17 protein-coding genes are annotated in these 23,152 nt (G+C 32.6%); 13 read left to right on the top strand and 4 right to left on the bottom strand.

Features of this window, described 5'->3' with window-relative positions:
* Positions 1-68 precede the first annotated feature (68 nt).
* The gene (locus tag ACUN3A_RS17115) at positions 69-584 is read left to right on the top strand and encodes a DUF421 domain-containing protein (protein ID WP_445552501.1); all 516 of its coding nucleotides are present in this window, start codon (positions 69-71) and stop codon (positions 582-584) included.
* Positions 585-942: 358 nt separating this feature from the next.
* Here ACUN3A_RS17115 and ACUN3A_RS17110 read toward each other — a convergent pair whose 3' ends face one another.
* The 4 genes from ACUN3A_RS17110 to ACUN3A_RS17095 form a co-directional block, all read right to left on the bottom strand.
* Positions 943-2,280: an anion permease gene (locus tag ACUN3A_RS17110; protein WP_445552500.1), complete on the bottom strand. Its 1,338-nt coding sequence runs from the start codon at positions 2,278-2,280 to the stop codon at positions 943-945.
* Positions 2,281-2,309: 29 nt separating this feature from the next.
* Positions 2,310-2,954 (bottom strand): DUF47 domain-containing protein, encoded by a 645-nt coding sequence (locus ACUN3A_RS17105; protein ID WP_445552499.1) that lies wholly within the window; start codon positions 2,952-2,954, stop codon positions 2,310-2,312.
* Positions 2,955-3,005: 51 nt separating this feature from the next.
* Positions 3,006-4,520, bottom strand: coding sequence for a histidine ammonia-lyase (hutH, locus tag ACUN3A_RS17100; protein ID WP_445552498.1), 1,515 nt, complete (start codon positions 4,518-4,520; stop codon positions 3,006-3,008).
* A gap of 152 nt (positions 4,521-4,672) precedes the next feature.
* A complete protein-coding gene (locus tag ACUN3A_RS17095; protein WP_445552497.1) occupies positions 4,673-7,033 on the bottom strand; it encodes a mechanosensitive ion channel domain-containing protein in 2,361 nt (786 codons plus the stop codon).
* A gap of 779 nt (positions 7,034-7,812) precedes the next feature.
* Here ACUN3A_RS17095 and thrA point away from each other — a divergent pair.
* The 12 genes from thrA to ACUN3A_RS17035 all read left to right on the top strand — a co-directional run bounded on the left by thrA (position 7,813) and on the right by ACUN3A_RS17035 (position 23,121).
* Positions 7,813-10,260, top strand: coding sequence for a bifunctional aspartate kinase/homoserine dehydrogenase I (gene thrA / locus ACUN3A_RS17090; RefSeq protein WP_445552496.1), 2,448 nt, complete (start codon positions 7,813-7,815; stop codon positions 10,258-10,260).
* A gap of 84 nt (positions 10,261-10,344) precedes the next feature.
* A complete protein-coding gene (locus ACUN3A_RS17085) occupies positions 10,345-11,265 on the top strand; it encodes a homoserine kinase (RefSeq protein ID WP_445552495.1) in 921 nt (306 codons plus the stop codon).
* 90 nt (positions 11,266-11,355) lie between these two features.
* Positions 11,356-12,645 carry a threonine synthase gene (gene thrC / locus ACUN3A_RS17080; RefSeq protein WP_445552494.1) on the top strand — a complete coding sequence of 430 codons (1,290 nt, stop codon included), beginning with the start codon at positions 11,356-11,358 and terminating at the stop codon, positions 12,643-12,645.
* Positions 12,646-13,012: 367 nt separating this feature from the next.
* Positions 13,013-15,754 carry a hypothetical protein gene (locus ACUN3A_RS17075; protein WP_445552493.1) on the top strand — a complete coding sequence of 914 codons (2,742 nt, stop codon included), beginning with the start codon at positions 13,013-13,015 and terminating at the stop codon, positions 15,752-15,754.
* A gap of 113 nt (positions 15,755-15,867) precedes the next feature.
* Positions 15,868-16,317: an SRPBCC family protein gene (locus ACUN3A_RS17070; RefSeq protein WP_445552492.1), complete on the top strand. Its 450-nt coding sequence runs from the start codon at positions 15,868-15,870 to the stop codon at positions 16,315-16,317.
* Between the two features lie 241 nt (positions 16,318-16,558).
* Positions 16,559-16,966 carry a VOC family protein gene (locus ACUN3A_RS17065; protein ID WP_445552491.1) on the top strand — a complete coding sequence of 136 codons (408 nt, stop codon included), beginning with the start codon at positions 16,559-16,561 and terminating at the stop codon, positions 16,964-16,966.
* A 103-nt stretch (positions 16,967-17,069) separates the two neighbouring features.
* Complete coding sequence (locus tag ACUN3A_RS17060; protein WP_445552490.1) at positions 17,070-17,378, top strand: hypothetical protein; 309 nt, start codon at positions 17,070-17,072, stop codon at positions 17,376-17,378.
* Positions 17,379-17,742: 364 nt separating this feature from the next.
* Positions 17,743-18,057: a hypothetical protein gene (locus tag ACUN3A_RS17055; RefSeq protein WP_445552489.1), complete on the top strand. Its 315-nt coding sequence runs from the start codon at positions 17,743-17,745 to the stop codon at positions 18,055-18,057.
* Positions 18,058-18,067: 10 nt separating this feature from the next.
* Entirely contained in the window at positions 18,068-19,135 is a 1,068-nt protein-coding gene (locus tag ACUN3A_RS17050; protein ID WP_445552488.1) for a DNA topoisomerase IB, read from the top strand.
* 130 nt (positions 19,136-19,265) lie between these two features.
* Entirely contained in the window at positions 19,266-19,592 is a 327-nt protein-coding gene (locus ACUN3A_RS17045) for a DMT family transporter (protein ID WP_445552487.1), read from the top strand.
* Positions 19,593-19,800: 208 nt separating this feature from the next.
* Positions 19,801-21,258, top strand: coding sequence for a hypothetical protein (locus tag ACUN3A_RS17040; RefSeq protein ID WP_445552486.1), 1,458 nt, complete (start codon positions 19,801-19,803; stop codon positions 21,256-21,258).
* Positions 21,259-21,336: 78 nt separating this feature from the next.
* Positions 21,337-23,121 carry a cytochrome-c peroxidase gene (locus ACUN3A_RS17035; protein WP_445552485.1) on the top strand — a complete coding sequence of 595 codons (1,785 nt, stop codon included), beginning with the start codon at positions 21,337-21,339 and terminating at the stop codon, positions 23,119-23,121.
* Positions 23,122-23,152 lie beyond the last annotated feature (31 nt).

Here is a 23,152-nt window from a genome sequence, read left to right as displayed (position 1 = left end):
TTTTTTAGGAAGTAGAATAAAGAGCAAAGAATATAGAAATTTGATTGAATAATTTTCAATACTAAAAAATGAATCCTTACCTAGATATCATCGTTCGTAGTACTGCCGTGTATTTATTTATGATTATTGCACTACGCATTTTTGGCAAAAAAGAGTTATCTCAACTCAATACTGCCGATGTGATTTTAATTTTACTAATTAGCAATTCGGTGCAAAATGCAATGGTAGGAAACAACACAACATTACTGGGAGGTTTGGCCGCCGCAACGATTCTTTTTATAATTAATTTCATCCTGAAAAAATTATTATTTAAATATAAAAAGTTCAATGCTTTTATGCTTGAAAAACCTGAAATTCTGATTCATAACGGAACTTTAGATTTCAAAGCCTTAAGCAAAGTAAACATCACTTCGGAGGAATTAAAAGAAGCAATGAGAGAACACGGTGTAGAATATTTTAAAGACGTAAAAATGGCCATGCTTGAAATCGATGGAAATATTAGCATTATTACCGGTGACCAGACTCTAAAACAAACCCATTACAAGCGCAGAAAAAATCATAAAAACTTAATACAAGGAAGCTAGAGAAATAGATTACAGTATTCAGATAGCAGAATTAGAATTCAGTAATAGTGTATCATAAGGTTAAATAAGAGTTTATCAACTCACTTAAATCTTACCCTAGTAAATTAGCCCTTCTTTGAAAGATTTATAAAAACCTTACATTATTCACCTAGCCCCGATTGCTTCGCCAGTTCACTTCGCTCGTGTGAAGTGAAAATCCTTTTGTGCTGGGGTTCAGCACAAAAGATTGCAACGGAAAGCGGGAGAACTGTTGATGATCACCAAAAATCTCTGCTCCTAAAAAAATCAAACATTCATTTTAAGGCATAAAAAAACCATTCGGATTGCGAATGGTTTTTTCATATAATTTGGAATTATTTTATAAAAATAAAGCTAAAAAATAATATACTAATGAAGCCAGGATTGCTGTGATAGGAATGGTTAATATCCAAGCCCAAATAAGACTTACGGTAACTCCCCAACGTACAGCTGAAATCCTTTTTGTTAAACCTACTCCAATAATAGAACCTGTTATCGTGTGAGTTGTACTTACTGGTATTTTTAAATGTTCAGTAAAATATAAGGTTAATGCTCCAGCAGTTTCGGCAGCAACTCCTTCAAACGAAGTTACCTTGGTAATTTTAGAACCCATTGTTTTTACAATTTTCCAACCACCACTTAACGTTCCAGCTGCAATAGCAGAATAACACGCTAAAGGTATCCAAGCAGGCATTGCTCCTTTTATTCCTTTGTCATCGTCTGGAAGAACTACTTGTAACCAATCTGGCAAGCTAAGTTGTGCAGCACCTGTAGTATGAATATAAACCGTAACAGCCGCAGCAATAATCCCCATTACTTTTTGAGAATCGTTACCCCCGTGACCTAAACTAAAAGCAGCTGAAGATACTAATTGCATCTTTTTAAGTGCAGCATCTGCTTGATTTAAATTTAAACTACTAAATATCAAACAAAAAAGACTTACAGTTAATACGATAAATGCAACTAAAAACCATTTAATATTATGAGAATCAAAAGCTACACTCCAAAAATGAGAATCAAAACGTGGTTTTTCTATATCTTCAAAAAATACCATTTGATTTTTAACGAACCAAATTGTAAGGATCATTAATGCTACTGTAAAAATCTTAGGATAAATGCTTTTACGAGATGCGTTTAATAACCAAATCGAGATCAAATATGACATGAATGCACCAACAACAGGAGCCAGAACAATAAATGCAATAATAATAAGAACTCCCGAAGGCATTCCTCCATCTTTCCCTGCTTTGTACCAACTTACGATATCATACCAATATTGTATTTTACCATCTTCGGCCACATAACCTGAAAAACCGTGTACTGCAATGGCATGAGCTAAAGCTGCACCTGCAAAACCCCCGATTAATGTATGTGAAGAACTGGAAGGAATTCCAAGCCACCATGTCAATAAATTCCATACAATTGCAGCAAGAACCCCTGCAAGTATAACAACAAGATTGATGTCCATGGTATGAGCAGTTTTGGCAACCGTATCGGCTACTCCAAAACCAAAAACCCAATAGGCCAGAAAGTTAAAAAAGGCTGCCCAAAGAACCGCTTGAAAAGGCGACAAAACCTTGGTTGCCACAACTGTAGCTATAGCATTGGCGGCATCATGGAAACCATTGATGTAATCAAAAATTAATGCTAGAACTATAATAACTAATAGTAAAGTCATATCAATATCTTCAGAATGAATAGGTTAAATTAAGAATGTTTTACAGTAATAGATTCTAAAACACTAGCTACACTCTTACATTTATCAGTTGCTGATTCCAATACTGACAATACTTCTTTATATTTAATGATATTTTTGGCGTCTGTTTCGTTTTCGAAAATTTCAAAAACTGCTTTGTTATAAACCATGTCTGATTTATTTTCCAACTTATTGATTTTAGCACAAGCGTTGGTAATCGTTTTCATATTATTCAAGTTTCTCAACTCTTTTACCGCTTCGTCTATATGCTGACAGGCTTCTAAATTGATTTCTGTCATTTTACGAATTGATTTTGTGATTTTATCCACTTGATACAAACGCATTCTTGAAGCCGCACCATGAAGATAATCGGCTACATAATCAATTGAGGTAATCAAAGAATGAATATCTTCTCTGTCAAAAGGAGTAATAAAATTTCTACTCAATTCTAAATTAGTTTGACGAGTAATATCCTCTCCTTTTTGTTCTAGCTCATCTATTTTGATAAAAATATTTTCTCTTTCTTTCACAGGAAGATTTACAGCTTCGTGCAAATTTGAAGCTAATTCAATTAAATTACTAGATGCTTCTTCGAAAAGCGGAAAGAACTTTTTGTCTTTAGGAACTAAAAATTGAAAAACACTATTTAATGTCATTTTGTTTGAGTTTAATGTAGTGCAAAATTACTTCATTATTCAAGCCTAATGTTAAGCCATTGTTAATAAATCGTTCTCAATTTGGAAACTATTTAGAAACATTACCGTTTTTTCAATATCATAATGTAAAATTCTATCTTCTTTTACCAAAGAAACTTCCTCCCTGTAAGATTTTAAAAACATTTCTATAAAATCACTTGACTGCAAAGGTCTGCGATACTCAATCGCCTGTGAAGCATTCATCAATTCGACAGCTAAAATACGTTCTAAATTATCCATTACACGTAAACATTTTGTAGCACCATTAGCCCCCATACTCACATGATCTTCCTGTCCGTTACTAGAAACAATACTATCTACGCTTGATGGAGTTGCCAACTGTTTGTTTTGACTAGCAATACTAGCAGCTGTATATTGAGGAATCATAAAACCAGAATTCAATCCTGGATTATCAACCAAAAATGCAGGCAGATTACGCAATCCCGAAATCAACTGATAGGTTCTGCGTTCAGAAATACTACCCAATTCTGCCAAAGCAATAGCCATAAAATCTAAAGCTAAAGCCAAAGGCTGACCATGAAAATTACCTCCAGAGATAATCTGATCGCTTTCTACAAATATATTAGGGTTATCTGTCACCGAATTAATTTCGGTTTTGAATACTTTTTTCACATAATCAAAAGCATCTTTTGAAGCTCCATGTACTTGCGGAATACAACGGAAAGAATACGGATCTTGAACATGAGTTTTAGGCTGTTCGATGATCTCACTTCCTTCTAAAAACTCTTTTACTCTTTTTGCGGTCGCAATTTGACCGTTATGAGGTCGTATATAATGTATCAACTCATCAAAAGGTTCTATCCTACCATCAAAGCCTTCTAAAGAAATAGTTCCAATTAAATCTGCCAAAAAAGAAAACTTAGTCGCTTTCATTAAAATATGAGCTCCGTAAGCATTCATAAACTGAGTTCCATTTAACAATGCCAAGCCTTCTTTCGATTGCAAAATTATTGGTTCCCACCCAAAATGAGTTAAAACTTCACTCGATTTTACTTTTCTTCCTTCAAACCAAACTTCTCCTTCACCTAATAAAGGTAATGCCAAATGTGCTAAAGGAGCCAAATCCCCAGACGCACCTAAAGATCCTTGCGTATAGATTATTGGCAAAATATCATTATTATAGAAATCAACCAATCGCTCCACTGTTTGCAATTGAATTCCAGAATGACCGTAACTCAACGATTGAATCTTGAGTAGTAACATTAATTTTACAATCTCGTTTGGCACTTCTTCACCAGTACCACAAGAGTGCGATTTCACTAAATTTTCTTGAAGTTTTGAAAGGTTTTCATTTGAAATTTTCACATTGCAAAGTGAACCGAAACCTGTATTAATACCATAAATAGGCTCAGAATGAGAAGCCATTTTGGCATCCAAAAAATCTCTGCATTTTTGAATATTATTTTTAGCCGCGTCCGAAAGAGCTATCAATTTATTATTAGAAATAATCTCCTGCAAGACTTCGAAAGAAAGTAAATCAGTACTTATATAATGCGTATTCTCCATTTCATTTTAATTTAAAGCATCAAAATTCAACAAATCAATATTAAAAAGCAATTTTTTATAACAATGATTTAAAAATTATTATAAACACCTCAAATCAAATGACCTTACCAAAACGTTAAAAAGTCAACAAGCCTGAAATACTGGAACCATATTTAACTCAATGGCCTAACCTGAAGATTAATTCCTGCCTCAGCTAAAACTGTTTTAACATCAATCATCGCTTCTGTACGGACTTGACCTGCAAGAGATAAATCTGCCACCCATAACAAAGTTTTTATGTTAATGGTGTATTCTCCAAAATCTTGTATAATGATTGCAGGTTTGGGCAATTCTAAAATCTTTTCGTTCGTCGCTAATTTTTCTCCAATAAGTTTACGTACTATTTCTACATCAGTAGAGTATGGTACTCCAATGATGAACTCTATTCGTTTGCTTCTATCCTGCATTGTCCAATTAATTAAATGTTGCGACAATAGATCACCGTTGGGCACAATAATATCAGAACCCTCTGCGCTGTGTATTTTACTAGAACGCACACCAATTTCTTTAACCACACCAGATTTATTGCCAATTTCAATTTGATCACCAATTTGAATAGGGCGCTCAAAGGCTATAATTACACCTGAAACCAAATTGTTGACAATATTTTGCAAACCAAAACCAATACCAACACCCAAAGCACCAAGCATAATCGAAAGCTTATCAATTGGAATACCAGCTGCAGCAACAGCAATAAAAAAACCAATCGTCCAGATTGCTAAACGAATCAGTAACATCATCGAATTTAGCCCACTCCTTTTTCCTGTAAGTGCAGCTTCTTCACTAAAGAAAAAACTAATAAAACTTGAAATTACAGATGAAAGCCAAAGGATAAATATAAATATCGCAATGCTTAAAAAAGTAAATTTATAACTACCAATGCTTCTTTCTGCATTAAAAAAATCAGCACAAAAATTAGTCAACAAATCATATAGAGTAATATTTCTAGCTAAAGAAATTAAAAACACAACTGAAGCCAATAACCATAAATACTTAACAACACGATGTTGACGCTCTTTAAAATTAATAAAATTTGAAAATCGACTGGACTGATAAGCTTCTGTTTGCAAATAGATAGCTTCAATAATTATAGTACAAAATACCTTTAAACTGATCCCTAAAACCAAACATTGCACGGCACTAACACCAAATATTTTAGCAAGTGATAATCGTCCTGTTAAATTAAATAGTAATGACAAAATGACTTGTACAATGGTAAAAACAACCAAAACCTTAGTTGCTGGAGAAGATTCTACCTCAATCAGCAAGTGGGTTCTATTTCGAATAATTTTAATACATAAAGTTAATAATAAGATCCCTGCAACAAACAAAGCCCAACGTTCACCAAATGCCGAATCTAGTAAAACATCATCTATTGCATAAAAAAACCAGATTACAAATAAAGAAAACCATATAACCTTAGCTTGCTCAGTCAAAAAAGGCAAAAGTAAAAAGCAAAGTAAAACAAGTCTAAAAATTTCAAAAGTATGCAAAAGTGACATCGGAGGATTACCAAAAAGAAAAGTCACATAACTAAAGAAACCGAATGCAGAACCAATGATTACACTTTTCTTCAAAAATTTTAATTGACCCAAAATTGATTCCGAATCTTCTAGTTTTTTAATTCTGCGCTTATTTGAAAGCATCCATGCTGTTATACCTGTAAATAATAAAAGGCTTAAAAAAATAATATTTATTTTATTACTCAAATAAATCATCAAAATCTTTCCAGAACGCTCTAAAGATTTTATAACAATATCAAAATAGGAACTTTCATATTGCTTTATATTTGCTTCCAAAAGAGGAGATTCTTCTTGCGTCCACATATTTATCTTTTTTGAAATGGATAAATAAACCATATCCGAAGATAAATCTTGGGTTTCAAATAAATTAATCGAAACACGGCTACGTAATAAATTTAGCTTAGCCAGCACTTTTTTCTGCGATTTATTTAGTTCATTAGCCTCCGTTAGCACATCCGTCAATTGTGATTGCAGTGCCGAATCTTGTACCTGCACCTTCAACTCCTGATCTGCTAAAATTTTCTTTAGTTTCTCATTACTTTTAGCTAGTTGATCACAATAACCAGAAACAAGCGTCTTATAAGAATTCAAATTATCTGATATTTCACCCAATAAGATAACTGTACTATTAAGGCTGCGCAAATTCTTTTTTTGCCCATTCTTTTCAAATCGTTTCTTAAATCCCTTTATCTTTTTTTCAATATCTGGCAAAGCTTTTTCAATAACAGAAACATCGTAACCTCTTTCAAGCAAAAAATGGCTTCTATCTATGGTAAAATTATAAGTTTCAATTTTACCAATTAATTCTGGCACTTGACTCTCATCTAACGCTGTCATCTCAACAGTTTTAGACTCGTGCTTAAGCTGCGCAACTACTTTTGGAGAAACCATAAATACGATTGTGCAAAGAAAAATTTTGATGCTATTCTTTAAAAGATCTCTTAAAAACATATAATTGAAGTATATAAATTTGATTAATTTTAAAACTATTGAATAAATAAAACTATAGAAAATACAAACTTAATAATTTAAAAATTGATATTCTTTTTTACATTTCATTAAGAAGAATAGAATAATTCAACATATAACCATGAAAGCTTTTTATTACTTATTTAATACTTCTAAATAAATTATAAAGTCCCAAAAAAATCAATTGAGACATAACCTTTATTTGCAAATTCTTATTAATATAAACTTATAAAACTTAAATATAAAAAAAATGCTCATTTAGTAATATTGGCACTTTACAGGTAAAATATCTCTCTATTTTAACGTCGATCAACTTCAAAAAACCTCTGATTTAAAATTCAAAACAAACATAATCTCAATAAATAAACAGATAAATTACATAATATTAAATACAGACATCAATTTAAAATAAATTATTAAACTATTCACAAAAACGAACCTGAAAGCTTTGTTTTTTCATAAAAAACAGTACTTTTGAAAAATCAAAATGAAGAAATTTAACAGCACATATCATCCTTCGATAACAACTCAAATTTGGGTTTCACTTGCTGTTACAACTACATCTACTACAACTACTACCCCTTAGGGGTATCATTTTACATATAATCCAGTTGCTATACTTTTTTCTTTAAAGAAAGAGAGTCATGGGTGTATAGAAACCATTTTGCAATCAAAATAAAAAATACAAAAATCGCTGATTTTCAAATAGTAATCATTAAAAATCACGATTAAAATTTACATAAAACAAATACAAACTTCTTATGAGAGTATTAAAATTTGGCGGTACTTCGGTAGCCAATGCAGTAAACATAAAACTAGTATTAGACATCGTCCTTAATAAAGCACAAGAAGAAAAACTTGTTGTTGTGGTATCCGCTTTAAGTAAAGTAACCGATTTATTACATGCTGCCGCTTCCAAAGCCGCTTCGAATGATGAAAGCTTTAAAGAAATTGTAAATGAAATCGAGAAAAAACATTTAGAAACACTTAAACAACTTATTCCTGTTAGCGAACAAAGCGGTTTATTAAGTCATATTAAAAGAATCATCAATCATCTGGAAACATTGCTAGATGGCTGTTTTCTTTTGGGAGAATTATCGCCAAGAACTTTAGATACCATCCTAAGTTTTGGAGAATTATTATCTTCTTATATCATTGCTGAAGCTTTAAAACAAAAATTAAAAAACAGCAGTTATAAAGACAGTCGTGAATTGATTAAAACTAACAATCAATTCGGAAAAGCTGCCGTAAATTTTGAAACTAGCAACCAACTTATTACTGATTACTTTAAGTCAGATGCAGCACAGGTAACTGTTATGCCTGGATTTATTGCTATGTCAATAGATGGAATCAACACTACTTTAGGTCGTGGAGGTTCGGATTATACTGCTGCTATTATTGCAGGAGCTATGAATGCAAGTGAATTGGAAATTTGGACAGATGTTAACGGAATGTTTACTGCCAATCCAAAAATTGTAAAACAAGCGCAGCCAATTGCCACAATATCATATCAAGAAGCGATGGAATTGTCTCATTTTGGTGCCAAAGTATTGTATCCACCAACAATCCAGCCAGTTTTAAGAAAAAGCATTCCAATTATAATCAAAAACACTTTTGAGCCACAAGCCGAAGGAACTTTGATTTCAAATTCAATTACCCAACAAACAAACCCTGTAAAAGGAATCACTCATATCGATAACATTACTTTAATCACTCTGGAAGGTTCTGGAATGGTTGGTGTTGCTGGTACTTCGAAAAGATTATTTGAAGTATTATCGAATGAAGGAATCAGTGTAATTTTTATTACTCAAGCTTCATCAGAACATTCAATTTGCATAGGTATTTCAAATTCAGATGCAGAAACTGCTGAAAACGCTATCAATAAAGCATTCCAAATAGAAATCGCACAAAACAAAATCGATCCTTGTATTGTTGAACAAAACCTTTGTATTATTGCTTTGGTGGGTGAAAACATGAAAAATCACCAAGGATTAAGTGGTAGAATGTTTAGTACTTTAGGAAAAAACAACGTTAATATTCGTGCCATTGCTCAAGGAGCTTCTGAAAGAAACATTTCGGTAGTTATTAACGAAAGAGACGTTAAAAAAGCACTGAATACTTTACACGAAAACTTCTTTGAAGAAAACACTAAACAATTAAACTTATTTGTAATGGGTGTTGGAAATGTGGGTGAAAAATTCATCGAGCAAATCCACCAACAAAAGAAATTCCTAAAAGAAAATCTAAAAATAAACCTAAGAGTTATTGCGGTTTCTAATTCCAGAAAAATGCATTTTGACGAAGATGGAATTTCTTTGAAAGAATGGCAATCACTTCTAGAAAAAGGAGAATCTGCTAACAAAGAAGAATTTATTTCAAAAGTAAAAGCACTTAATTTACGTAACAGTATTTTTGTTGATATTACTGCCAATGAAGAAGTTTCTAAAACATACGAGCAATATTTAAAACAAAACGTTGCCGTAGTGACTTGTAACAAAATTGCTTGTTCATCAGCTTATGACAATTATAAAAAACTAAAAGGTTTATCGCGTCAATTCAATGCGCCTTTCCTTTTTGAAACAAATGTTGGAGCCGGTTTGCCAATTATTGATACAGTAAAAAACCTTATCGCTTCTGGTGATAAAGTACACAAAATACAAGCTGTTTTGTCAGGAAGTCTAAACTTTATTTTCAATAATTTTGATGAAAATAATACTTTTCATGACGTTGTAAAAGAAGCTGGAGTTCAAGGTTTTACAGAACCAGACCCAAAAATAGATTTAAGTGGAATTGACGTAGCCAGAAAGATCCTTATTTTGATTCGTGAAAGCGGTTACCAAATGGAAATTGAAGACATTGAAAACAAATCTTTCCTTCCTGCAGCATGTATGGGTACAACAAATAATGATGCTTTTTTCGCTTCATTAAAAGAACACGCAAGACATTTCGAAGCCATTTTAGCCGAAGCCAATCAAAAAGAAAGCCGACTAAAATTTGTTGCTCAATTTGAAAATGGAAAAGCAAGCGTAGGTTTACAATTCATTCCAAAAGATCACCCATTCTACAATCTGGAAGGAAAAGACAATATTGTTTTATTCTACACTGATCGTTATGTTGATCAGCCATTATTGATAAAAGGCGCTGGTGCAGGAGCTGCAGTTACAGCATCTGGAATTTTTGCTGATGTAATTAGAATAGGAAATGTGTAGAGACGTTGCACTGCAACGTCTCTATTGTATCAACATATCTGTAAAGACGTTGCAGTGCAACGTCTCTACGTAATAAAATAAAAAATGACTGAAATAAAACTATTTTGTCCTGCTACCATCGCGAATCTTTCGTGTGGTTTTGATGTACTCGGACTTTGTTTAGCAACTGCGGGCGATGAAATGATTGTTCGAAAATCGGATGTAAAAGGAGTTCGTATTACTAAAATTGTGGGTGCTAATTTGCCATTAGAAACCGAAAACAATGTTGCTGGTGTTGCCGCTTTAGCGATGTTGGAAGAAGTAGAAACCGAATTTGGTTTTGAAATCGAAATCTACAAACACATCAAAGCAGGAAGTGGAATTGGTAGTAGTGCCGCAAGCTCTGCTGGTGCAGTTTTTGGTATCAACGAATTATTAGGACGACCTTTCACAAGAAAAGAATTGGTAAAATTTGCTATGCAAGGCGAGAAATTAGCCAGCGGGAACGCTCATGCCGATAATGTTGCCCCTGCCCTTTTGGGTGGTTTTACATTGGTAAGAAGCTCCAATCCTTTAGATATTATCAAAATTGACAGTCCATCAGAATTATACGCAACTGTAGTTCATCCTCAAATTGAGTTGAAAACATCAGATGCCCGTTCGGTATTGAAACAAACCGTTTCTCTAAAAAGCGCGATTACCCAATGGGGAAATGTTGGCGGATTAGTAGCGGGGCTTTACACTCAGGACTACGAATTAATTGGTCGTTCTCTGCACGATGAAATCATCGAACCTATTCGTTCTATGCTGATTCCTGGTTTTGATTTAATCAAGCAAACAGCTTATGAAAATGGAGCTTTAGGCTCAGGTATTTCGGGTTCAGGACCTTCTATTTTTGCTTTAAGCAAAGGAAAAGAAAATGCCGAAAAAATCGCCAAAGCCATGAGTGCTGTTTACGAAGAAATGAATTTACCTTATGAAATTCACGTTTCCAAAGTGAATGACGAAGGAATGAAAATAATTTAAGAATTATGATTAACGATTTTTGATTTCTGATATAACTTCTGTTTCGGAAATCTTAAATCAAAAATCGTTAATCTACAATCAAAAATCACAATGAAATATTACAGCTTAAACCATAATGCCCCAAACGTTTCTTTTCAAGAAGCGGTAATACAAGGGCTTGCAACCGATAAAGGTTTGTATTTCCCAGAAACTATCACGCCATTAGCTCCAAGTTTTTTTGAGGCTATCGAAAATTTATCTCATGAAGAAATCGCTTTTGAAGCTATCAAACAATTTGTGGGAGACGAAATCCCAGCCGAAACTTTAAAACAAATCATCGCCGAAACTTTATGCTTTGATTTCCCTTTAGTTGAAGTTGAAAACGGAATCTACTCTCTTGAGTTATTCCATGGCCCAACTATGGCTTTCAAAGATGTGGGAGCTAGATTTATGTCGCGTTGTTTGGCGTATTTTAACAGAGACAGCAAAAACAGTAAAAATACCGTTCTTGTAGCAACTTCTGGAGATACGGGAGGAGCCGTTGCCAGCGGTTTTCTTGGTGTAAACGGTGTCGATGTTGTTATTCTTTATCCTTCGGGAAAAGTGAGTGACATTCAGGAAAAACAGTTAACTACTCTAGGACAAAACATAAGAGCCCTTGAAGTTGACGGTGTTTTTGATGATTGCCAGGACATGGTTAAAAAAGCGTTTCTAGATAAAGATTTAGAGCACATACACCTGACTTCTGCCAATTCTATTAATATTGCGCGCTGGTTACCGCAAATGTTTTACTTTTTCTTTGCTTACAAAGCATTAAAAAGTCAAAACAAACCATTAGTTTTCTCTTGTCCAAGTGGAAACTTCGGAAATATTTGTGCTGGTATCATAGCCAAAAAACTAGGATTGCCAATTGAGCATTTCGTAGCTTCAACTAACGTAAATGATACTGTTCCTAGATTCCTTGCTAACGGAATTTACGATCCAAAACCATCTATCGCAACGATTTCGAATGCTATGGATGTAGGAAATCCAAGTAACTTCGTTCGTATTCAGGAGATGTACCAAAATGATTTGGAGCAGTTCAAAAAAGATTTCACGTCATACACTTTTACTGATGCTGAAACTTTGGTAGCATTAAAAGCCATCTATAACGACAGAGGCTATATCGCCGAACCTCACGGAGCTGTTGGGTATTTAGGATTGAAAAAAGAATTACTAAACATACCAAACGCGATTGGTGTTTTCTTGGAAACTGCTCATCCTATCAAGTTTTTGGACGTAGTAGAACCAGCTTTAGGCGTTACTTTACCTCTACCAACACAAATTGAAAGTGTGATGAACAAAGAGAAAGTAAGCACCAAAATCAAGACATACGAAGAATTAAAAGCTTTCTTAGGATAGCCCATTCATACCAATACACACAAAAACGGCTGAGATTTATTTCAGTCGTTTTTTTTTGGAGCTAATCCTGCTGTCCGCTGTATCTGTGTGCCTGAACCCTAGGCACACAGGATGACGCTCCCATCAGGGCTATGACAGCATCAGGGTTTCAAGAAATAAGGTTAAAAATTATAGTATTTCTTGTTCAAATTTTAAAAGGTTGTTATTCAAGATGAAAATTTTAAAATTGGTTAGATAAAAACTTATATTTGAAATAAAAAAACGACATAAACTTTCGTTAATCAACTCTAATTAGATCTATGAACGAAAATTTATTGGGTACAGACCAGTTCTGAGCAAATAAAATTGACCAAAGTAAAAAAAACGAATGAGAAAAGATTCAGAAAAGAAGTTATTAGCTCTGGGATTTGACACAGAATTAATTGATAAAATTAATAGTAAATCTTTAGGTATTACTGGATTAAAAGGACAAAGCAAATCTGCTTTAATCAAAAATGATTTTACTGAGAAAGAGGCTGAATTAATTATTTCAAAAACCAATCGTAAAAATATTGATATTGAAACTATAAATTTAATTCTTGAAAAAAGCGGTGAAGTTTGTTGTTTCTGCAAGGATGGCAACAATTCAAGACCATTTCAAATTCATCATATTGAAGAGTACCATATTAACCAAAATAATGATGAGCAAAATTTAGTTCTAGTTTGTCCAAATCATCATGTAAATATTCATAAAACAAATATTGATACTGAAAACCAAAAACTAAAAAAACGATCTTGGGAAAATCTTTGGCAGATAGCTACAAAATATAATGAAAAAGGAATATCATTTCCATTCGCATATATAAATTATATAGATTACAAAAGAAAAGGAAGCATTTCTGATATTTTTAAATTTGGATCACCTATTCCTTCTGTGTGTGTAATTTTATGCAAAAATCCAGTTGCATATGAAGCAAGTGATTTATTGAAGTCCGAAAACAAGCTGATTATTGCTGGTTCATCGGGTAGCGGAAAAACAACTCTGGCATATGGTATTGCTGGAATTAACACATCTCACAAAACATATACATATACAGTTGGTTCTACAACTACAACAGAAGATTGTTTTCATATACTACTCTTTTTATCTGAAGCTATTTCCAAAATAATATTAATAATTGATGATGCAAATACAAAACTTAATTCTGAACAAATTGAAAATATACTCAATGCTAGTGATAAAGACAAGTTAATAATTATTGTTAATACTAGAAATGATTTCAAAGGAAATGGCAACATAGAACAGCATTTTCAAAAATCTGTCCAGTATATCAACTGGAATAAATATCAACAATTTGTTAAAACATCAATTTTACTGCATGAAAATGAGGTAATAGCTTATTTAAGAGAAAACAATTTAGATGAGTTCAATGAAAACCCAATAGGTTTTACCGAATTTGCAACACCTCTCAACCGCGTACTAGAATCGTACTCAAAAACATCTGATAGCGTTTGGCAATTTATTTATTTATTAGGTGGAGGTCTTAAGCTAGTAAAATCACTAAAGGAAGAATTACAAAATACAGGCAGATTTGATATTATATTCCTTTATATATGTATTAAGCAAATATCGGAGGTTGAAAAAGGAGTTTCTATTACGGATATTTTCTCTCTCTATAATGAAAATGAGATATTAAAAAAAGGAGGACCTCCAGAAAACGATTGGCTCAAAGAACAACTGGAATTTCTTTGTGCTAAACGAATTTTAAAAAATGAAAGAGGTAGGTATAAGTCAATTCATAGGCAATATGCAATTAAATATATTGAAAAATTCTTTTTAGATTCACCAGAAGAATGCTATAAATTATTTGATTCGATCTTTAATGACTATACAAAGGTTAAAGAAATTGCAATATTATGGTCGTGGTTTAGAAATACGAAATTAAATATTTATCTCAAAGAATGGTATAAGTCAAAAAACACAAACTGGGATAAACTTATTGAAGCAGCTTGTAAACATGATCTCGAAACAGTGGGAATATTAGCTTATCAAATGCATTCGAAAGCACTTGGCTCTAATAATAATTTTGTTAAAAATGCTTTTATTTATAGAGCGGACGAAATTGCTAAATTAATTAATAGATTTGAAGACAATACATTATATAATTTCTATAATTTATCAACAACTCTACGGTATCATTGCAGTGAAATCATTAAACCAATATTAGATCTTATAGATAAAGGCGCATTTGTATCTCATCTAAAACAAGCAAAAATTTATAATTTTAGATCTATAGATTCACTTTTTTATAATATCTCTGAGTTTTATCCAAATTGGATTATTGATTTGTCTAATAATTTTGTTTTTGATGATTTTAAACCAATACTTGAAGAAGCAAAAAGTGGTGATATTGATAGTATATCAGAAACTATTTCTTTTTTACGCAGATATATACTTGATTTTAAAAGAAGTGATTTTAAATACTGTGTTAAGTTAATTCGGAGTTCTTTATTGAATTGTAGTTTGGAGACCTTAAATTATCCAATTATGCCTCATAATGGTTTATTTGAAATAACTTTATTCAACGAAGATTTAAAAGACATTTTATCAGCATTAAACATTTCTCAATTTGCAAATGATTTTACAACTCTTTCACCTAGGCATTGGAAAAAACTCCTTTCACTTTCAATGCTATCGGTTAATACCGATTCAACAGTTATAAGGGATATCATTGAAAATATAGATGAAAACTCATTATGTAACAATATAGAGAAATACTATTTTGAAAGCATGTACGAATTTAGGGTTTTGATACATCAATTATGCTATGGAAGTGAAGAAAAGAAAAGAGTTTTTGCATTAAAATTAATGCCTTTTATTGAAAAATTATATAATCAATTAGATGCATCAGCTAGTGATCAAGATATCTTACAAGCATATAACAGATTAGATAAAAGTTTAGCTGAAGAAATAGCTATAAAATATAAACGAACTTTACCTGATAGAATTTATGAAATATCTGAAAGAGATGAAAAACTTTTAAAAGAAATTGAAAATCTAGAAAAAGAAGGAGAAGATTATGATTTATGGTCAAATAGATTAACAATTGAGAACAATACCTGTGAATAGGAAAGCTCACGAGCGTGACGCTCGCGCTAGCAACTGAGAAAAAATTTTTTTTTTGCCAAACAAAAAAATTTAATCTAAAAAATATTAAATTTAACTCTCTAAAAAAGAACATCATGGCAAATAATAAAGTGACACTTCACAGAGTTTTTACGGCAGCTCCTGAAAAAATTTACAAAGCTTTCACAGATGCGGATGCAATGGCGTCTTGGTTACCGCCTTATGGTTTTGTTTGCAAAGTGCATAGTATGGATTTCCAAATTGGAGGAAAACACAAAATGTCGTTTACCAATTTTACAACGGGTAATAGTCACTCCTTTGGTGGCGAATATTTAGAAATTATACCTAATGAACGATTAAAATACTCAGACGTATTCGACGATCCAAACTTACCGGGACAAATGATTACAACAATCGAACTGCGGAAAGTACTGTGCGGTACAGAACTTTTTGCTACACAGGAAGGAATACCAGATGCAATTCCGACTGAGATGTGTTATTTAGGCTGGCAGGAATCGCTAGACAAATTAAAACGTTTGGTAGAACCGAATATTCCGGATGCTTAACTTAGTAAAACAAAATAGTAAAAAACCTATTGTGTGTAATTATTTTTAACACATAGAAACATAGAATTTTTAGTGTTTGAAAAGAGATTGATAAACGTTTTACTTTTCACAGAGACAAGCTATGTGAAAATACTCCTATTTCTATTCATTCTTTAAACATTTGTTTTAAATCTATGTACCTATGTGATTAATTTTTTTGCTTAAGCAGAATTACACTCAACCGAAATTAAAAATTAAAAAAATGGCAAAACAAATTTTCATCAATTTAGCAGTAACTGATCTTCAAAAATCTATGGACTTTTATACTGCATTAGGTTTTACAAACAATCCTCAATTTTCGGATGACAGTGGAAAATGTATGGTTTGGTGTGAAAACATTTTTGTAATGCTTTTGACGCACGAAAAGTTTTCAAACTTTGCAACCAAACCTATAGCAGACACCAAATCAAGCGTGGCAGGACTTTTTTCATTATCGACTGACAGTCTTGATGAAGTGAATAGCATTGTGACAAATGGACTAAACGCTGGTGGAACAGAGCCAAGCGAAATGAAAGATTATGGTTTTATGCAACAGCGTACAATCGAAGATTTTGACGGACACACTTGGGAAATTTTCTATATGGATATTTCAAAATTTCCAACAGCATAGCAAAAGCAATAATAACAAATTACATTTCGCTAACTACAAAATAACAAGCCGTTATCTTGTAGTTAGCGAAAGTGTAAAAAAATAAGATTCAAAAGAATAAATCATGATAAACGTAATTGTAAGTTATCAGGTAAAACCTGAATTTGTAGAAGAAAACAAATTGAATATCGAAATTTTTTTGAAAAGTTTTGAAACTCTAAATAATGAAAAATTTAACTATAGTGTTTTCCTAAATAATGATGGAGTTACGTTTACACATATTTCAAACTATATAGACGAAGATATCCAGAAAGAAGTTCTAAGTAATTTGTCTTTTTTGGAGTTTCAAAAAAAACGAGACGAAAGTGGATTAAATAATTCACATAAAGTTCAAATTTTAGAATATATAGGATCAACAAATAAAATTCTATAAACACGACACTTTCTGATAAAACATTCAAAAATTATTTCAAAATCAGATAAAATATACGCGTTTTCATTACTAAATTTCTTCATCAACGTATAGACCGCGTAAGGGATTGCGGCGATATCCTTTATTTTTTTTCTTTAAAAAAATAAAGATAAAGCCAAAAGCCCGACCTCAAAGCAACCAATAATATCTCGAAAAACTGAATAGTGTGCTTTGAGGTTACGCCCAAATTATACAAACTTTCTTCATTACACCTATTTCTTCTCCAAAATACATCACATAATTTTACAACACTTATTGGTAATTATATAATTATTAAGGGATGCCATGACACTAATTTTATATCCAAATATAAAAACTTAAAATCATGGGAAAGCAAATGTATCATTATGCTACAGTTTCGAAAGCATTAAACGAATTAAAAGAAAAGGGCTTTACAGTAGATTTTAATATTCAAGAGTCAAAAATTATAAATAATCCGAATGATTTTGAAATTGTACATATTTACCGCTATGAAGGAGAAACTGACCCTGGAGATGAAGCCACTGTGTTTGGAATAAAATCAATCACGGGCGAAAAAGGGGTTTATGTTGCAGGGTTATCAGCTTTTGCAGACAAGAGTGCTGCAATGGTTTTAAATGATTTGGCCATCAAAGGAAAAAATAACCCTAATCAAATTTAATTTATTTGCAATGGAACGCTTGCAATCCAAACTTGAAAAAATAGGGCGAGATTCAAAAATCACCGCAAAATCTATAGGGTTACGTTATGCAATAAATACTAATGCAGGATATTATCGTCAAAGAAAAAATGATGATTTTATTTTTATAGACCAAAGTAAAAAAGTAATTCGCAATAAACAGATACTCGAGAGAATAAAAAAATTAGCAATTCCTCCAGCATGGGAAAGTGTCTGGATTTCTCCCTATGAAAATGGGCATTTACAAGCTACAGGCGTTGATACCAAAGGAAGAAAACAATATCGGTATCATTCGCAATGGAATAAAATAAGAAATCAATCAAAATTTTATAAACTGCGCAGCTTTGCCGATGCTTTACCTGTGATACGAAAACAAGTTGATAAAGATTTAAATCGAAATGGGCTTCCTTATGAAAAAGTAGTAGCATTGGTCATCAAATTAATAGAATTAACGAACATCCGAATTGGTAACGAAGCTTATAAAAAGCTATACGGATCTTTCGGTATCACTACGTTACAAGACAAACATGTTCGTTTTCAGAATGCTAAAATCTATTTTAATTTTATTGGGAAGAAAGGCATATCACATAAAATTAGCCTTGAAAGTAAAAAACTAGCTAATCTCGTAAAAAAATGCAAAGATATTCCCGGTCAGGATTTATTTCAATATTATGATGATGGAAGTCACCACACTATTGGTTCTGCAGATATTAATAATTATCTCAAAGAAATAAGTCAAGAAAATTTTACTGCCAAAGATTATCGCGCTTGGGCGGGAACCGTAAATGCGTTAACTGCTTTTCAAAAATTAGAGCCAGCTGAAAATCAGACGGATTGCAAACATAAAATTATTGAAGTATTGGATGAAGTCGCTTCTAAATTAGGAAATACACGAACCGTTTGTAAAAAATATTATGTGCATCCAACTGTAATTGCGTCATTTGAGAAAGGAACTATTTGGAAATATAAAACCAATTCAAATAATAGCCACTTGCGTCCTGAGGAAAATGCACTGACTGAATTGTTACAAAACGAAACTATAGCAGAAGTTTTTTGTTAGTATGAATTTTGAAAAAAATATTCTAATGGTGACTGGTATTGCCTTAATCTGAACAACCGGACTTCATTTTTCGTCATTTGTGAAATTTTCTCTCAATCTCATTTCCTACCTTTGCAAAAAAATAAAAGAAATGAATTGGATTATTTTAATTATAGCTGGATTATTTGAGGTAGCCTTTGCCTTCTGTTTAGGAAAAGCAAAAGAAACTACTGGAAACGAAATGTATTTATGGTATGTCGGTTTTCTGGTTGCCCTCAGTGTCAGTATGATTCTTTTAGTCAAAGCTACTCAAACTTTACCTATCGGAACGGCTTATGCTGTTTGGACAGGAATTGGAGCTGTAGGTACCGTTCTAGTGGGAATTCTTGTGTTTAAAGAGCCTGCAACATTTCTGCGAATACTTTTCATCATCACTTTAATAGGTTCTATTATTGGATTAAAAGCAGTGTCCCATTAATAATTTAATAGACAATAAATAATCGGTATGATTGAAGCTTTATGCCATTGAATACTTATAGATTTCTTTAGTTTTGAAAATTCTAATGTAAATTAAATATGTACTCGCATATCAAATTTACGTCTAATAATAGTCTTTTGATAATACACAATTCACTTTAAGTTTAAGTATTCCCCATTCCTTTGCAGGGAACTTAAAACTAACTAGAATGAAAAAAATTATCTTACCAATGTTGTTTTTGGCAACATTGATTTCTTGTGACAATAATGACAAATCAGAAACAGAGCAAGCAGCTGCTTCAACAGTTGTATTAAGCAACCAATCCGTAACACCGGTATTACTAAAAAAACAAGCTGGATTTGAAAATCTGGAATTGTATTCTCTTTTAACTTCAGATGATGTTTTACCAGAAAGTCCTAGCTATGTTTTTGGTGGTTCTGCAGACGGTTCTGGTTTATTAAAAAACAGCGATGGTACTTTTACTTTTTTGGTTAACAATGAAGACAACTTTGCAGTTTCAAGAATTACTTTAGATAAAACATTTAAACCTGTAAAAGGAGAATATTTATTAAATTCAAATGGTGGAACTTGGAGATTATGTGGTGCTACTATGGCAACAGTTGCTGAACACGGTTTTGGTCCTTTGTATTTAACTTGTGGTGAATCTGGTGAAGAATCTCGTACTCACGGAGTAAATCCTTATGCCAATATTGGTGGTGCATCGGTAACCAAAGAATTATCAGGATTGGGTAGATTAAGTGCTGAAAATGCGTTGCCTTTACGTAAAGATGCTTATGCTGGAAAAACTGTTATTGTTATTGGTGATGATGATTCTGGAACCTATGGCGGGCAAGTTTTTATGTACGTTTCAAATACAGTAGGTGATTTAGAAAATGGTTCGTTGTATATGATGAAAAGAAATGACGACAACCAAAAAGAAAAAGATATGGTTACAGGAAAAACGTACCCTGTTACGTTTGTAAAAATTGACAATCATACTACTTTGACAGGTGCACAAATTAATGCTGCGGTAAATACATTAAAAGCTATTAAATTTGGAAGAGTTGAAGATTTAGATTACCGTAAAGGTGGAAATGATGCCGATCGTGAGCTTTATTTCAACGTAACTGGACAAGCAGTTTCTGGAACAAATGCTGATGCTTCAAGAACTAAATACGGTAGAGTTTACAAATTGAATTTAGACAAAGCAAATCCATTAATTGGTAATCTTGAAGTTATTCTTGACGGTGATGATCGTACAGGAATTGCTGGAAAATTTCAAGATCCAGATAATATCTGTGTAACCAAAAACTATGTTTACGTACAAGAAGATGCGAATGGATATGGTGATGAAACACACGATGCTTATATTTATCAATACAATATTGCTACAAAACAACTAAAAGTAGTAGTTGAATTGGATCACCGTCGTACTGCAACTGATGCAGCCAAATATAACGTAGGTGGAACATCTGCTTTTGGTGCTTGGGAATATGGTGCATTAATCGATGTTTCTGAGCAATTAGGAATCGAAGATACTTTTATGTTAAGTGTTCAGCCTCATACTTGGACTGGAACTAAATACAAAGGTGTTGATGGCGGTACACTTCGTACTTCTGAGCAACAAGCAAGTCAAATTGTAGTTATCAAAGGATTAGCTAGATAATTTACAGCATTAACACACAAAATCCACGGTTCTATTACAGAATCGTGGTTTTGTTTTTTACAATCAAGTCTCATTAAAATGAAAAAATTTTTCTTTATCCCAATATTTTTATTCTTGCTATCTTGTTCTAATTTAGATACTACTGTAGAACAGGCAAACAATTTATTCAAAAGCGATATTGCTACTCTAAAAGAAGAAGTTGACCAACTAGAACTTGTTGTTCAGAACGACGCTTCTGCGAAACAAATTCAACAGCAGTTTTTAAAATCACACGAAGCTTACAAAAAAGTGGAGATTTTAAGTGAATACTATTTCCCAACAGTTTCCAAAGCCATCAATGGTCCCGCATTAGATGAATATGAAATCGATGAAGGTTTAACGGTTCCACCCGAAGGATTTCAAGTCATAGAAGAATTTATTTTCCCAACATTTAATAAAAAAAGTAAAGCAGAACTTTTAAGACAATTAGGCATTCTTAAAGCCAATTTGAATCGATTAGAACTCGTTTCGCAAACAAATACTTTAACTGATTCTCATATTTTTGATGCAATTCGATTGGAAGTTTTTAGAATTGTTACTTTGGGAATTACAGGTTTTGATTCACCTATTGCACAAAATTCACTTCCCGAAACTTCTGCTTCTCTCGAAAGCATTGCTTCCTATTGCAAAAATTATGCGTCTAAATATGAAACTAAGGAGTTACAAACTTCATTAACAATAATAGAAAAAGGAAAAAAATACCTACAACAACATTCTGATTTTAATGCTTTTGACAGAGCTTATTTCATTAAAGAAATTACCAATCCATTGAGCAAAAACTTATATCAGGCTCAGATAAAATTACATATTCCATTTCTGAAAGAAGTAAGAGGTCTTAAAGCAACAGCCCAAACACTTTTTGAAAAAGATGTTTTTGATGCAGAAGCATTCTCTGGATTTCCAGATTATAAAACCACTCCCGAAAAAATAAAATTAGGGAAAGAACTATTTAATGATCCAATTTTATCTGGAAATAATACCCGCTCTTGCGCTTCCTGTCATCATAAAGACAAATCCTTTACAGATGGTTTAGAAAAAGCTAAAACTCTAGACGGAAAATCTTTACTCAAAAGAAATACACCTACGTTGTCTAATATTGCTTTTCAGCGTGCTTTCTTTTATGACTCACGAGTAAGTTATATTGAAGATCAAGCGGTAGCAGTTATTTCTAATGAAAATGAAATGCACGGTTCTTTAGAAAAGTCAGCTAAAGATTTAAAGAAAAATAAAGAATATACAGCCAAATTCAAAACCGCATTTCCTAACAATGAAATTGATGCTTTTACGATAAAAAATGCCTTAGGATCTTACATTCGGTCGTTGAGTTCTTATGATTCTAAATTTGATGGCTATATGCGTAACGAAGTTTCATTTACCGCGGAAGAAAAAGCAGGTTTCAACTTATTTGCGGGCAAAGCCAAATGTGCCACTTGCCATTTTATTCCGTTAACCAATGGAACAGTTCCTCCTAATTTCACCAAATCAGAAAGCGAAGTGCTTGGCGTGCCTAATAAATACAATCAATTGGATTCTGATTTAGGTAAATTTGAATTGACGAAAGCGTTGATTCATAAAAACTCTTTCAAAACACCAACCATACGAAACATAACATTGACCGCACCGTATATGCACAATGGCGTTTTTAAAACCCTAGAAGAAGTTATTGATTTTTATAATGAAGGTGGCGGAAAAGGTTTAGGCTTTTCGTTAGAAAATCAAACTTTGCCCGAAGACAAATTGAATTTGACCGATTTGGAAAAAAAACAACTTATTGCGTTTATGAAAACCTTAACCGATACGGAACCTTCAAAAAAGAAATCGTAAGGAATCAATCATAAAAAAACATTTGTCATTA

It is taken from the genome of Flavobacterium sp. WC2509 (assembly GCF_052683105.1).
Note: the sequence above shows the minus strand (reverse complement) of the source record. Positions and strands in the feature narration are given on the sequence as shown.